The organism is Pseudoalteromonas sp. 2CM28B (assembly GCF_023161935.1).
Map to the genome: position 1 here is coordinate 123,719 of NZ_JALNTH010000010.1, position 13,617 is coordinate 137,335.

Consider the following 13,617-nt stretch of genomic DNA (forward strand, 5'->3'; position numbering starts at 1 on the left):
GCTATGTCTGATATGACCCCAAGAGAAATTGTTCATGAGCTAGACCAACATATTATTGGCCAAGCTAAAGCGAAAAAAGCGGTTGCTATTGCCCTTCGTAATCGCTGGCGCCGTATGCAGTTAAACGAAGACTTACGCGCAGAAGTAACGCCAAAAAACATCTTAATGATTGGCCCTACGGGTGTAGGTAAAACTGAGATTGCTCGTCGTTTAGCAAAGCTTGCCAACGCACCTTTTATTAAAGTTGAAGCCACTAAATTTACAGAAGTAGGTTATGTCGGCAAAGAAGTTGAAACTATCATCCGTGATTTAGTTGATGTTTCAATTAAAATGACACGAGAGCAACAAACTAAAAAGTTCAAATATCGCGCTGAAGAAGCGGCTGAAGAACGTATTTTAGATGTATTACTGCCTCCAGCGAAAGATCAATACGGTGAAGTTCAGCGCGATGAAAATTCATCGACACGCCAATCGTTTCGTAAAAAGTTACGCGAAGGCCAATTAGATGACAAAGAAATTGATATTGATTTAGCCCAAGCTCAACCTAATATTGAAATTATGGCTCCTCCTGGTATGGAAGAAATGACCAACCAGTTACAGGGAATGTTTCAAAACATGGGTGGTGATAAACGCACTAAGCGTAAGCTTAAAATTAAAGAAGCGTTTAAGTTACTTACTGAAGAAGAAGCCGGTAAACTGGTTAATCCTGAAGAATTAAAAGAACAGGCCATTTTTGCAGTAGAGCAAAACGGCATTGTGTTTATTGATGAAATAGACAAAATTTGTAAACGTGGTGAAGCCTCTGGCCCAGATGTAAGTCGTGAAGGTGTACAACGTGATTTACTTCCGCTTATTGAAGGCTCTACCGTTAATACCAAGCACGGCATGGTAAAAACTGACCACATGTTGTTTATTGCCTCAGGCGCATTCCAAATGTCTAAACCATCAGACATGATCCCTGAGTTACAAGGCCGTTTACCTATTCGTGTTGAACTTGAAGCACTCACAGCCGATGACTTTAAACGTATATTAACTGAGCCACACGCGTCACTTACTGAGCAACAACGCGAGCTACTCAAAACAGAACAAGTCGCTATTGAATTTAGCGACGACGCAATTGAGCGTATTGCTAAGGCAGCATGGCAAGTAAACGAAAAAACCGAAAATATCGGTGCTCGTCGCCTTCATACAGTTATGGAAAGGCTAATGGAAGAGATTTCATATGACGCTTCTGAAAAAGCGGGTTCAAGCCTTGTTATTGATGCCGCCTACGTTGAAAAACACTTAGGTGCGCTAGTTGAAGATGAAGACTTAAGTCGTTTTATTCTTTAATTGAAAACACAAACAGTTATACTAAAAGCCTCCAATATGGAGGCTTTTTTGTAAGCGAGATGACGATGAAACAAGTTACAAAAGTGCACTATCATAGTGTGAGTAAAAATTTAGATGTTTATTTTGATGATAACTCTGAAGTTATATTTAGCGCTGAATTTTTACGGGTACACTCTCCCTCAGCAGAGGTTCAAGGCCATGGAACTGAGCCTATGAAGTTAGTACTAAATAAACAAGCAGTGGGAATTAAAACCATTACGCCAGTAGGGCATTACGCGTTACGTTTAGAGTTTGACGATGGCCATAATAGCGGGCTGTTCAGCTGGCAATATTTTGCTAAGTTACAAGCTGAACAAACGAGCTTATGGGATACGTATTTAGAACGTGTTAAACAACATGAAAACAACAAAGACAGCGTACCCATAAAGTTTGTCCCCTAGTATTTAGTCTGAACTTATACTCTGTGAATGAGAAAAAAGCGGCAATTAAGCCACTTTTTTCTGTTAGTAGTTAAACCTTATATTTTGAAATTGCTTGATGAAGTACCCTTGCTTGCTCAGAGACCTCTTCACTGGTTTGCGCATTAGTTTGTGAGTGAGCCGCAGCCCCCTCTGCAATATCTCGAATACGGACCACGTTTTTATTTACCTCAGAAGCCACCTGACTTTGCTCGTCAATAGCAGTAGCAATATGTGTACTCATTTCCATAATAGTTTGCACATCAATGGTAATTGATCCTAGCAGCTCACCCGCTTTTGTTGCTTGTGTAGCACTTTCGCCACCTTGAGTACGACATTGGTGCATGATACTCACAACTTCTTCAGTACGCTGTTGTAGGGTGTTAATAATGCCTTCTATTTCGCTGGTTGACTCCTGCGTACGCTGTGCAAGTGAGCGCACTTCATCTGCAACAACCGCAAAGCCACGACCTTGTTCACCCGCTCTCGCCGCTTCAATGGCAGCATTTAAAGCAAGTAAATTAGTTTGCTCTGCAATCGCACGTATCACATCAAGCACAGAACCTATGGTTTCACCATCTTTTTCTAGCTGAGACACCACGCTGGAAGCTTTACCAAGTGAATCAGATAAGGCATTAATATGCTTAATGGTTGACTCAACTTCAACCTGACCTTGCTGGGCGCTTACATTGGTCGATTCAGCTTTTTTAGCGGCGGCTTCAGTATTGTGTGAAATATCTTGAATCGTTGCCTGCATTTCTGTAGCAGCGGTTGCTACCATATCCGCTTCATGTAATTGCTCTTGCATACCAGAGCTAGTCGCTGAGGTTGTTTCAGATAGATTCTCTGTTGCTATATTAAGCGTTGTTAGAGCCGTATTTACTTCATAGATGAGATCTTTAAAGTCACTAATTAAACTATTAAAGTCTATGGTCATCCTCGTTACTTCACCTTTCCCTTTGTGCTCTATGAATAAGCTTAAATCATTGTTTCGTCTGATCTGATCTATTGCTTGATAAACTTTCTCAATAGGCTGGATAATTGAACGACTGGTTAAGTACACAAGTAGCATAACGATGATACTTGCAATTATAAATATGACTATTGCTAATAATTGCGCCTGCTGCGCCGTTTCATTTACTTGCTGTTTAGTCGCATTAGTGATCAAAGTAACCACTTCATCACTTTTCTTGACGCTTATTCTCATTTTCCCTAGGGCACCCGAATCTAAATCGACGCCTAGTTCCACCTGCGCCTCTACCAATGCAGTAAATTTATTTTGGTAGTTGGTCATTAACGAGACCAATTGATTGCGTAAATTATTAGGTAGCTCTGCAGCATTTACTTGTTGTTTTAACTCGCTTGCTAATTTATTAAATCGATCTAAATACTTGGTATCTAAACGTAACATAAAATCTTTTTCAGCTCGGCGTAGCTGTAGCATAGTGGTGAGTAATTGGTAATTATTTTGCTCACTAAGCAATGTTTCTATTTTATGAACTGCTTCTCGCAGCTCGCCATATAAAGCGTCTTTTGGGTGCAACCCGATTTTACGCTGTAGTTTTACAACATTTTGAAAGTCGTCATAGTACTGTTGGGTTAACGTAGAAAATTGATTGACCTGAGCCGTAGCAATATTTAAATCTGCAGATAAAACAGATAGCTTTTCTAGTTTAAATTGTAGTTTTTTATATTCTTGTGCAAATAGCTCTAAACTAGACTCATCTTTGTAAAACAAAAAGTCTTTTTCGTATTTACGCATCGAAAGCTCATGCACATCTAGCTCTTCAGCGTACTGAATAGTTTCATTTAATTTAAGCATAATACGTGCTTCATAAATGATGATGCACAGCATAACAATCATGGCTAAGCCAACGATTAATGCATTAAATTGTAAACGACGTTTAATCGTTAGATTCTGTAAAAAGTTCATTGTAAATACCTAAATTAAATTTGCCAGTTCAGTATAACGTGATGCTTTCTTGTAATAACATAATTTTGTTACATAAAATAAACAATAATGCCTATCATTAAAAACCATAAAAAAGGGCTACCAGTAAAATTTAACCATTTACAAACTCCCTTTATACAAATGGACAATATAATTATCGGCCTGATCACAGTATTATTTAATTTTAACAGTCTCGCCAATCAGAACTTACATCTCTCGCACTTATAAGCGCTCAGTCCATAGCTTAAAAAAATTATTTATAAAGATGACAATTTTATTAAAAAATTATGAGTCGTGTTATTGATTTAGTTCTATTTCTGGCTAAATTTACTGCAATTAAGTCGTTGTTATTGAATATAAGGAGGGTATACTAAGTTACTAACTTATGTATCTTTTGAGGATAAAATAATGGATTACAGCACTTCTGATTTATGTGACCATTTCGCTGATGTGGTTGACGTGCTTGAACCTATGTTCATCAACTTTGGTGGTCGACACAGTTTTGGTGGCCGCATTAAAACGGTAAAATGTTTTGAAAATAATGAACTGATCCGTCAATTGCTTTCTCAAGATGGTACAGATCAGATTTTACTTATTGATGGTGGAGGCTCCACTCGCAGAGCCTTAATTGATATTGAACTGGCTGAGCTGGCACTTGAAAACAATTGGCAAGGTATTATTGTATATGGTGCACTGCGCCATGTTGATGAACTTGAAGAACTGGATTTAGGAATTCAAGCCATTGGATCAATTCCGGTTGCAGCTGACAGTGAAGGCGCGGGTGAAAGCGGCATAGGCGTTAACTTTGCGGGTGTATCATTTTTCGATGATGATTTTGTTTATGCCGACAGTACAGGTATTGTACTTTCTGCTGAAGAATTAGAGCTAGAAATAATAGAGCTGTAGCGTGACAGCACACCTTAAAGTATATAACGAAAGCACGCTCAAGCGCATTTGTTCTAACCGTGCAGGTGAACAAAAAGCGTGGCAGTCAATGGCATTACTTGACGCAAACGTTAATATACAACAAGCGCTTACTGATGCTGCACAGTTTGGTATGCGCTTTGTTTTACTGGGCGTTTGCGAAGACATTGGACCTAGAGCCAATTTAGGTAAAGGCGGAGCACAGCATGCTTGGCCCGCTTTTTTACAACACTTTTTAAACCAACCTCACAATCACGCTATTGCCATGCAAAAAGTGTTACTCCTTGGCGAAGTAAACCTTGATGACTTAATGGAACAAGCACACCCGCTTGATAACCAAAATCCTTTCGATTTAGACCAATTACGTCAGTTGTGCGCTGAGATTGATGTGCGGGTTGAAGCAATTTTAAGCATGATTTTTAAAGCCGGTCTTGAACCCATCATTATTGGTGGCGGACATAACAACTGCTTAGGTATTATTCGCTCGCTTGCAAAATATAAAAACAGCGCAATTAACGCCATTAATTTAGACCCCCATGCCGACTTTAGAGAGTGTGAAGGCAGACACAGTGGCAATGGTTTTCACTACGCCTATCAAGAGCAGCACCTTAACAGTTACCATGTAATTGGCTTACATGAGCTTAAAAATAATCAACAAATTTTTAATGCGATGCAAAGTGCAAAATTTAGTTTCACCAGCTATCAAGCGATTAATGTTAGGCGAGAAATAAGTTTAACGGAGGCAACTAACAATGCACTAAACGCATTTGATAACGCACCGTTAGGAATAGAAGTTGATTTAGATAGCCTAACCAACATGCCTGCAAGCGCATTTAATTATTGCGGTTTTGATGTTAGCGATGGCGAGCATTATGTTTATTTAGCTGCAAGTAATCATCACAGTGCTTATTTACATTTATGCGAAGCAGCACCGTCGCAACATCCTCACTCTCTTGCTGCGGGTAAATTACAATGTGGTCAAGTTATCAGCGCCTTAGTAAATACCTACCTGCAAACAAAGCAAAAAATCTAATCTTCCCTAGTCTTCTTGTGCCTGTAACCACTGTTTAAACCAACTCATTAACCCTAAGCTACTTAAAGGGTGTCCGAAGTAGTAGCCTTGTGAGGCATAAGCTTTCAAACTTTTCACAAATTTAAGTTGGTCCAGTGTTTCAACACCTTCAAAAATCACTTTTGTTTGTTGCTGATTATGCATTTCTACCATGCCGCTTACTAAGCTGCGTATATTATTTTGATTACTAAAGTCAGCAGTTAAGGCCGGAGATACCTTAATATACTCCACCGCTAAACTTGGTAATTTAGACAGTAATACGGGGTTATCTCCCAAGCCATCAACGCATACTTTTAAACCTAAACTGTTAAGCCTTGCGATCATGGCTCTGCCTTTATCATCTAGGCTGGTAAAAACATGAAGCGGACATTCAATAATTAAATCGCCTGGTCTTAGTTGATACTCACCAATTACTCCGTAAACAAAATCAACAAATTCTTCATTGAGCATTTCTGGACCAAATAAATTAACACTCAAAGGCACCGACATCCCTTCCATACGAAGTGCCATGGCTAATTCGCCAGCACGCTCTATAACAAAGGTAGCCAGTGAATAACCAAGCCCTGCAATTCTAATATCATTTATAAATCGGCTTGCCGATAAGGTGCCTTGCGTGGGGTGTTGCCAACGCAATAACAATTCTAAAAATTCAATTTGGCCATCGCCGTTGCGAATAACGGGTTGAAAAAACAGCTCAAACTCATCAGCAAAGCTGATATTCGCAAGCTCTGTTAATCGCGCTTGTTGCTCTAAATGCTCAACCGTCATTTGTTGATGATAAGCCACTATTTGTTTGCTTGGCTGACTATCAAGTGCCAAGTAAGCATGACTAATTAAATCATCAAAGTTCGTACTTTGTTGATCGCAATGAACATAACTGGCTCTTACCTTTACTTCAATAGTGCAATTTGCCACGTTAAAGGGCTTTAATGTAGCGCCAATAATTTGCTTGATAAGCTGTTGATGTAAATGATTATGGCTTTGTAGAACACAAATAAACGCAAAATTTAACCCGCCTAAATGCGCTAATTTAGCGTGCGGAGCAAGGAACAACACTTCATCACTGTCTAGTAAGTCTTTTATTCGATTTGCCGACTGCGACAACAATAAGTCACCAAAATCTCGTCCAATATGTTGATTTACCTGCGCAAACCCCTCTAGTCTTAATACAATAAGTGCGGCTCTGAATGAACCTTCATTGGTAAGCTCATTATACTTTTGACGTAACTGTTGTTTATCGGGGAAGCTGGCTAAGGGTGAGTTTTCAACATACACCTCAGGCTCGGTTTGTGGCTTTAAAGGCGTAGTAGTTTTAGGCTCATTATCAGCTAAAAAACCACTGACTGAGAGCAGTAAAATAGCCATGAGCAACCACGCTAAATGCAGCGTAAAAAAGAGATACCCTATTAACAATAAAGCAAGTAATGCGCTTGCACAGGCACTGATAAGAAATGGTTTTTTTTGCTTGTGTAACTTCGCTTGATATAAATTAAAACCAAAACCAAGCGCTAGTAAAATAGCGAGCCAGGGTATTGCGCTACTCACCATAGCTAAGCCAATGAGCCCAGTACATACAAAGCTGAGTCTCATTACGTTACTTTTAACGGTTAATAGCGTGGCAACCATTGCCATTAAAAGTGCACCACTTAAAAAAATAGCTAAATTGATGTAGCTCAATAACGTTCCATCCATAGCTGACGTACTCACTGACATTAAATAAAACATAGGTTTAAGAGTTAATTTTATACAAACTAACTAAGTTTACCCAATATCCATAGATTTAGCAGTTTATTTACCCCAAACTGATAACTTAATTGTGCAGGATGGTCAATTTGCCAATGAGCTATATCTGCGCGAGCGCCAACTTTTAACACTCCTCTATCAGTAAAACCTAAAGCACGAGCCGCATGTGCTGTTACGCCAGTTAATGCCTGCTCTGGGGTGAAATTAAATAAAGTACAGGCCATATTCATCATTAATTGCAACGAACATAAGGGTGATGTGCCGGGATTAAAGTCACTGGCGATCGCAATGGGTACTTTGTATTTATTTAACAGTTCAATTGGTGGGTATTTCGTTTCTTTTAAAAAATAAAAAGCCCCAGGCAGTAATACCGCCACAGTGCCTGCGTTTGCCATAGCTTTAACGCCTGCTTCATCAAGGTATTCTAAATGATCAGCCGACAGGCCATTGTATTGTGCTACCAGCGCTGCACCGTGTTGATTTGATAATTGCTCGGCATGACACTTGATTGCCAAACCCTGTTTTTTAGCTGCATCAAATACGCGTTGAGTTTGTGCGTAGCTAAAGCCAATGTCTTCACAAAATACGTCAACTGCATCCACTAGGTCATGTTCAACAAGCATGCTTAGCATTTCATTGCATACTAAATCTATGTAATCATCACTGCGGTTTTTAAACTCCAGAGGTAGTGCATGCGCCCCTAAAAAGGTGTTAACCACGTCAATAGGATGATGTTGATTTAACAGCCTAGCCACCTCCAATATTTTTTTCTCATTGTCTATATCAAGCCCATATCCTGACTTAATTTCAACCGTTGTCACCCCTTCAGCTAACAATGCATTTAAACGCTCTTTTGTTGCTACAAATAACTGTTCGTGGTCAGCCTCTCGGGTTGCTTTAACTGTACTTGCTATTCCCCCGCCCTGCGCGGCTATTTGCTGATAGCTCACGCCCTGCAAACGCTGCTCAAATTCTTGCGCACGAGAACCGGCAAACACTAAATGTGTATGGCAATCAATTAAGCCAGGGGTTAACCATTGCCCTTTTACACTTAATATCGGGGTGGCTAACACATCAAAATTAGGTAAGTCAGCTTGCTTACCTAGCCACACTATTTTGCCATTTTTAATAGCTAGCGCCGCATTTTCTATTGCCCCATAAGGCGCATCAATATTGCTATCCATAGTGGCAATGTTGGCATCTGTGAGCAATAAATCGATATCATTTAACTGTTCTGTAGATTCTGTGGCTTGCATAAGTTTCTCCGCGATAATGTTCAAACAAGTTTAACAACACATCTTGTATATACAAGGTAATTATGCCATCTTATTAAGTATTGTTTATTTTTAATACATCAAAAGCGTCTATGCCAACACCTAAATTTACACAAATAAAACAGTTTATTGTGGACAAAATACGCAGTGGGCTTTGGCTTGAAAACCAACGCGTGCCCTCAGAAAATGAACTGGCAAAGCAGTTTGCGGTAAGTAGAATGACCGCACGTCGAGCGTTAAGTGAGCTAACTGATACAGGCATTTTAACCCGTAGCCAAGGGCTGGGTACTTTTGTCGCAAGCTTTAAGTCGCAATCATCATTACTCGAAATAAAAAACATTGCACATGAAGTCAAAGAGCGAAACGGAAACTACAGCTGCACAGTACAGGTGTTGGAATCAATCAATGCCGTGGCGCCAATTGCTATTGCTTTAGGTGTTGAGGTAGATAGTGTGGTGTATAGAAGTGTCATTATTCATAACGAAAACGACAGTCCCTTGCAAGTTGAAGAACGCTTTGTAAACCCGTTACTTGCCAAGGATTATTTACAACAAGATTTTACCGCTCTCACCCCACACGAATACCTATCAACGGTTGCCCCTTTAACACAAGCAAGGCACACCGTAGAGGCTATTACACCAAGTAGTGAAATGTGCCAATGGCTTAACCTGTATAACGAAGAGCCATGCTTACAAGTAATACGCCGCACTTGGTCGGTTAACGGGATTGTTAGCTTTGCACGACTTATATCGCCGGGTAGTAAGTACCGCTTGGGCGGACAATTAACATTTAAAAACAATAATAAAGCCCATAACGCTTAACACTATTTAACAGGAGTGAACAATGGATCATCGACTGGACACACAACGTGAAATACGCGCACAGCATGGTAATCAAATATCTACTAAAAGCTGGCAAACCGAAGCAGCTAAACGCATGCTAATGAATAATTTAGACCCTAATGTTGCCGAGCACCCTCAAGCTTTGGTGGTGTACGGCGGGATTGGCCGTGCAGCCCGTGATTGGCCAAGCTATGACAAAATAATTGAGACGCTTGAGCGCCTTGAAGATGACGAAACCTTATTGGTGCAATCAGGTAAACCAGTGGGGGTATTTAAAACTCATAGCAATGCACCGCGGGTATTAATTGCAAATTCTAACCTTGTTCCGCACTGGGCTAACTGGGAACACTTTAACGAGTTAGATAAGAAAGGCTTGATGATGTACGGCCAAATGACCGCTGGCTCTTGGATTTATATTGGTTCTCAAGGAATTGTTCAAGGCACTTACGAAACCTTTGTAGCTATGGCAAAACAACATTTCTCAGGCGATGCCAAAGGTAAGTGGGTGTTAACAGGTGGCCTGGGAGGAATGGGCGGTGCACAACCATTAGCTGCAACCATGGCTGGCTTTAGTGCCTTAGTGGTGGAATGTGATGAAAGCCGTATCGATTTTCGAATAAAAACAGGATACGTCGATGTAAAAGCGACAGATCTTGAGCATGCATTAAAATTAATAACCGATGCCTGTGTCAAAGGTGAAGCGCTTTCTGTGGGTTTACTCGGTAACGCGGCTGATGTTTTTAGTACCTTAGTAAAAAGTGGTATTACTCCCGATATAGTCACCGATCAAACCTCAGCCCATGATCCGCTTAACGGCTACCTACCACAAGGTTGGAGTATGGAGCATGCAGAAAAAATGCGAATCGATAATCCACAAGCAGTAGTCAAAGCGGCCAAACAGTCAATGGCTGTTCAAGTAACAGCGATGTTGGCACTGCAAGATGCGGGCGCAGCAACTACTGACTATGGCAATAATATTCGCCAAATGGCGCTCGAAGAAGGCGTAGCAAATGCATTTAATTTCCCTGGATTTGTGCCTGCTTATATTCGTCCATTATTTTGTGAAGGGATTGGTCCGTTTAGGTGGGTAGCACTATCTGGCGATCCTGAAGATATTTACAAAACAGACGCAAAAGTAAAAGAGCTAATTCCTGATGATAAGCATTTGCATAATTGGCTTGATATGGCGCGTGAGCGAATTCAATTTCAAGGCTTGCCTGCACGTATTTGTTGGGTCGGTTTAAAAGACAGAGCGCGCCTTGCTGTTGCCTTTAACGATATGGTTAAAAGCGGTGAGCTTAAAGCGCCGGTAGTTATTGGACGAGATCATCTCGACTCAGGCTCAGTTGCCAGTCCTAACCGTGAAACTGAAAGTATGAAAGATGGCTCCGACGCGGTCTCCGATTGGCCACTATTAAATGCCCTGCTTAATACCGCAGGCGGTGCTACTTGGGTATCGCTTCATCATGGCGGTGGTGTAGGCATGGGGTTTAGCCAGCACTCAGGCGTAGTGATTGTTGCCGATGGTACCGATGAAGCAGAGCAGCGTCTTGCTCGAGTATTATGGAACGATCCCGCGACCGGTGTAATGCGCCATGCTGATGCGGGTTATGAAATTGCAAAAAACTGTGCGCAACAGCAGCAGCTAGACTTACCAATGCTTAATGAGGACAAGTCATGATTTCATATACACTCAAACCGGGTCAGCTTGACTTAAACACGCTAAGAAAAATTAACAAATCAGCCATACACTTAACTCTGGCCAATGATGCACAGGCGCAAATAGCAGCCAGTGCCCAAACAGTACAAAACGTGATAAACGAACATCGCACTGTATATGGTATTAATACTGGCTTTGGGTTATTGGCCAATACTAAAATCGCTGACGATGAACTCGAACTATTACAACGCAGTATCGTGCTTTCACACGCCGCAGGTATTGGTGAGTTAATGGATGACAGCACCGTTAGGTTGATGATCACGCTAAAAATAAACTCCTTATCGCGCGGTTATTCTGGCATTCGCTTAGCTGTGCTTGAGTTTTTTATGCAGCTGCTTAAAAGTGAAGTTTACCCTTGCGTGCCTAAAAAGGGCTCCGTGGGCGCATCGGGCGATTTAGCACCGCTTGCGCATATGTGTTTGCCTTTATTAGGTGAAGGGCAAATGCGTTACCAAGGAGAGCTAATAAGCGCAGAACAGGGGTTAAAAATTGCAGGGCTAGAGCCACTGACATTAGCTGCTAAAGAAGGCTTAGCACTATTAAATGGCACACAGGCCTCTACTGCATTCGCACTGCAGGGCTTATTTAGAGCAGAAGATTTGTACGCACAAAGCTGTGTAATTGGCTCTATCAGTATAGAAGCGGCCATGGGCAGTCGCGCACCATTTGATGCTCGTATTCATGAGGTTCGTGGTCAACAAGGGCAAATTGATACCGCGCATGTATTTAGAGAATTACTCGATACGCACTCACAAATTAGTGACTCACATATTAATTGTGAAAAAGTACAAGACCCATATTGCCTGCGCTGCCAGCCGCAAGTTCTTGGTGCATGTTTAACCCAAATACGCCAAGCCGCCGAAGTATTACTTTGTGAATCAAACGGGGTAACCGATAACCCTCTCGTATTTGCCGATATAGGGGATATTATTTCAGGCGGAAACTTTCATGCTGAGCCCGTTGCTATGGCCGCTGATAACCTGGCGATTGCTATTGCTGAAATTGGCGCCTTAGCTGAGCGACGTATTGCTCTATTGATTGACTCTAATTTATCTAAATTACCGCCATTTTTAGTAAAAAACGGTGGGGTAAATTCAGGATTTATGATTGCTCAAGTCACCGCAGCTGCTCTCGCCTCTGAAAACAAATCCTTAGCACACCCTGCCTCGGTAGATAGCTTACCGACTTCAGCAAATCAGGAAGACCATGTTTCTATGGCAACGTTTGCAGCACGACGACTGGTTGATATGGCTAATAATACGCAAGGCGTACTGGCCATAGAATGGCTCAGTGCTGCCCAAGGGCTTGAGTTTAGAGCGCCACTACGCGCGTGTGATAAAGTAGAAAGTGCCAAAGCACTGCTACGCCAACATGTTAGCTATTACGACAAAGACCGGTATTTTGCTCCCGATATTGAAGCGGCCAACACGCTACTAAGTGAAGGTAAGTTGTGTGACTTCATAAGCCACTCCCCCTTACCTTCTTATTAAATACCATACTGATAACTAAAACCCAGTGCTTCTATCGCTGAGCCAATAACTTTGCGCTCAGCGACCTCATTACTACTAAAGCTTGGCATTTGTGTGCCATACAGCTCACACTTTTGTGCATAATAATCTTCTTTGGTCGGGTGCGCTGGGTTCACCACATTATAAATGCTCTGTCCTTGCGACCAGTTATTAAGGACCGCATAAATAGCATTGATCACATCTTGTTGATGCACCATATTCACTACTTGCTTACTAGAGGTATTGAGTTCTTTACCCGCCACAAAACGACCAGGCTCTCTATTTGGCCCCAACAATCCAGCTAAGCGAAGCACTTTACCTTGCTGTTCAAGCACTTGCTCTTCGGCGTCATACAGCTTTATTTGTCGCTCGTTAGTGCCTGATATATCGCTGCTTTCACTATAAACGCCAGGTTCTTGGTCATATACCCCAGTCGATGAGCACAATAAAAAGCCTTTACAATTAAGCTCAGTTGCCAGCTTTAACGCCTGCTCAAGCACTTGCGGATAATCACTTTGACTATCTCGACTGCGAGGCGGGATTGCACAGACCCAATACGCATTTTGTAAATCCACTTGGTGCTGCAACTCGCCGTTTTGTAAAACAAACTGACGTTCAAAATCAAATTGATGAGTGTCACTTCGATGAGTCCCCTGCACTTGCCAACCTTGTTTTTGTGCATCAATACATAAGGCTTGGCCAAGCCAGCCAGCGCCAAGAACGACTAAATTATCTTTGTTGGTTTGCACTTTATTTACCCTTATTAAAACTCAATCAACGCGTTTTATAGCGA

The 13,617-nt window shown here is 41.4% G+C and carries 11 protein-coding genes; 7 read left to right on the top strand and 4 right to left on the bottom strand.

Going from position 1 to position 13,617, the window contains the following annotated elements; translation table 11 throughout:
• Window positions 1-3 precede the first annotated feature (3 nt).
• Both hslU and MTN96_RS15400 read left to right on the top strand, forming a co-directional pair.
• The gene (gene hslU / locus MTN96_RS15395; protein WP_248532167.1) at window positions 4-1,332 is read left to right on the top strand and encodes an HslU--HslV peptidase ATPase subunit; all 1,329 of its coding nucleotides are present in this window, start codon (window positions 4-6) and stop codon (window positions 1,330-1,332) included.
• Window positions 1,333-1,397: 65 nt separating this feature from the next.
• Window positions 1,398-1,772, top strand: coding sequence for a gamma-butyrobetaine hydroxylase-like domain-containing protein (locus tag MTN96_RS15400; RefSeq protein ID WP_036981078.1), 375 nt, complete (start codon window positions 1,398-1,400; stop codon window positions 1,770-1,772).
• Window positions 1,773-1,842: 70 nt separating this feature from the next.
• Here MTN96_RS15400 and MTN96_RS15405 read toward each other — a convergent pair whose 3' ends face one another.
• A complete protein-coding gene (locus tag MTN96_RS15405) occupies window positions 1,843-3,723 on the bottom strand; it encodes a methyl-accepting chemotaxis protein (RefSeq protein ID WP_248532168.1) in 1,881 nt (626 codons plus the stop codon).
• A gap of 426 nt (window positions 3,724-4,149) precedes the next feature.
• On the opposite strand from MTN96_RS15405, the gene rraA reads away from it, so the two are divergent.
• A complete protein-coding gene (gene rraA / locus MTN96_RS15410; protein ID WP_008115004.1) occupies window positions 4,150-4,647 on the top strand; it encodes a ribonuclease E activity regulator RraA in 498 nt (165 codons plus the stop codon).
• A 1-nt stretch (window position 4,648) separates the two neighbouring features.
• Window positions 4,649-5,698 (top strand): formimidoylglutamase, encoded by a 1,050-nt coding sequence (locus tag MTN96_RS15415; protein ID WP_248532169.1) that lies wholly within the window; start codon window positions 4,649-4,651, stop codon window positions 5,696-5,698.
• A 6-nt stretch (window positions 5,699-5,704) separates the two neighbouring features.
• Here the strand turns inward: MTN96_RS15415 and MTN96_RS15420 are convergent, their stop codons facing one another.
• Both MTN96_RS15420 and hutI read right to left on the bottom strand, forming a co-directional pair.
• On the bottom strand, window positions 5,705-7,429 hold the full coding sequence (locus MTN96_RS15420) for a GGDEF domain-containing phosphodiesterase (protein ID WP_248532184.1): 1,725 nt from the start codon (window positions 7,427-7,429) through the stop codon (window positions 5,705-5,707).
• Window positions 7,430-7,488: 59 nt separating this feature from the next.
• Window positions 7,489-8,736: an imidazolonepropionase gene (hutI, locus tag MTN96_RS15425; protein WP_036981072.1), complete on the bottom strand. Its 1,248-nt coding sequence runs from the start codon at window positions 8,734-8,736 to the stop codon at window positions 7,489-7,491.
• Window positions 8,737-8,846: 110 nt separating this feature from the next.
• On the opposite strand from hutI, the gene hutC reads away from it, so the two are divergent.
• From hutC to hutH, 3 genes are read left to right on the top strand one after another with little or no spacing between them, the layout of a single operon-like run.
• On the top strand, window positions 8,847-9,575 hold the full coding sequence (gene hutC / locus MTN96_RS15430) for a histidine utilization repressor (RefSeq protein ID WP_096038897.1): 729 nt from the start codon (window positions 8,847-8,849) through the stop codon (window positions 9,573-9,575).
• Between the two features lie 22 nt (window positions 9,576-9,597).
• Window positions 9,598-11,277, top strand: coding sequence for a urocanate hydratase (hutU, locus tag MTN96_RS15435; protein ID WP_248474022.1), 1,680 nt, complete (start codon window positions 9,598-9,600; stop codon window positions 11,275-11,277).
• Complete coding sequence (gene hutH, locus MTN96_RS15440; protein WP_248532170.1) at window positions 11,274-12,806, top strand: histidine ammonia-lyase; 1,533 nt, start codon at window positions 11,274-11,276, stop codon at window positions 12,804-12,806. Before hutU ends, hutH begins: the two co-directional genes overlap by 4 nt.
• Here hutH and MTN96_RS15445 read toward each other — a convergent pair.
• Window positions 12,803-13,573 carry an NADP-binding protein gene (locus MTN96_RS15445; RefSeq protein ID WP_069438804.1) on the bottom strand — a complete coding sequence of 257 codons (771 nt, stop codon included), beginning with the start codon at window positions 13,571-13,573 and terminating at the stop codon, window positions 12,803-12,805. The two genes, hutH and MTN96_RS15445, sit on opposite strands and share 4 nt — an antisense overlap.
• Window positions 13,574-13,617: the final 44 nt, after the last annotated feature.

Bases quoted from the DNA above. Each gene is read 5' to 3' on its own strand.
- hutI (WP_036981072.1), bottom strand. From the start codon at position 8,736: ATGCAAGCCACAGAATCTACAGAACAGTTAAATGATATCGATTTATTG.
- MTN96_RS15405 (WP_248532168.1), bottom strand. From the start codon at position 3,723: ATGAACTTTTTACAGAATCTAACGATTAAACGTCGTTTACAATTTAAT.
- hslU (WP_248532167.1), top strand. From the start codon at position 4: ATGTCTGATATGACCCCAAGAGAAATTGTTCATGAGCTAGACCAACAT.
- hutU (WP_248474022.1), top strand. From the start codon at position 9,598: ATGGATCATCGACTGGACACACAACGTGAAATACGCGCACAGCATGGT.
- hutH (WP_248532170.1), top strand. From the start codon at position 11,274: ATGATTTCATATACACTCAAACCGGGTCAGCTTGACTTAAACACGCTA.
- hutC (WP_096038897.1), top strand. From the start codon at position 8,847: ATGCCAACACCTAAATTTACACAAATAAAACAGTTTATTGTGGACAAA.
- rraA (WP_008115004.1), top strand. From the start codon at position 4,150: ATGGATTACAGCACTTCTGATTTATGTGACCATTTCGCTGATGTGGTT.
- MTN96_RS15420 (WP_248532184.1), bottom strand. From the start codon at position 7,429: ATGGATGGAACGTTATTGAGCTACATCAATTTAGCTATTTTTTTAAGT.
- MTN96_RS15400 (WP_036981078.1), top strand. From the start codon at position 1,398: ATGAAACAAGTTACAAAAGTGCACTATCATAGTGTGAGTAAAAATTTA.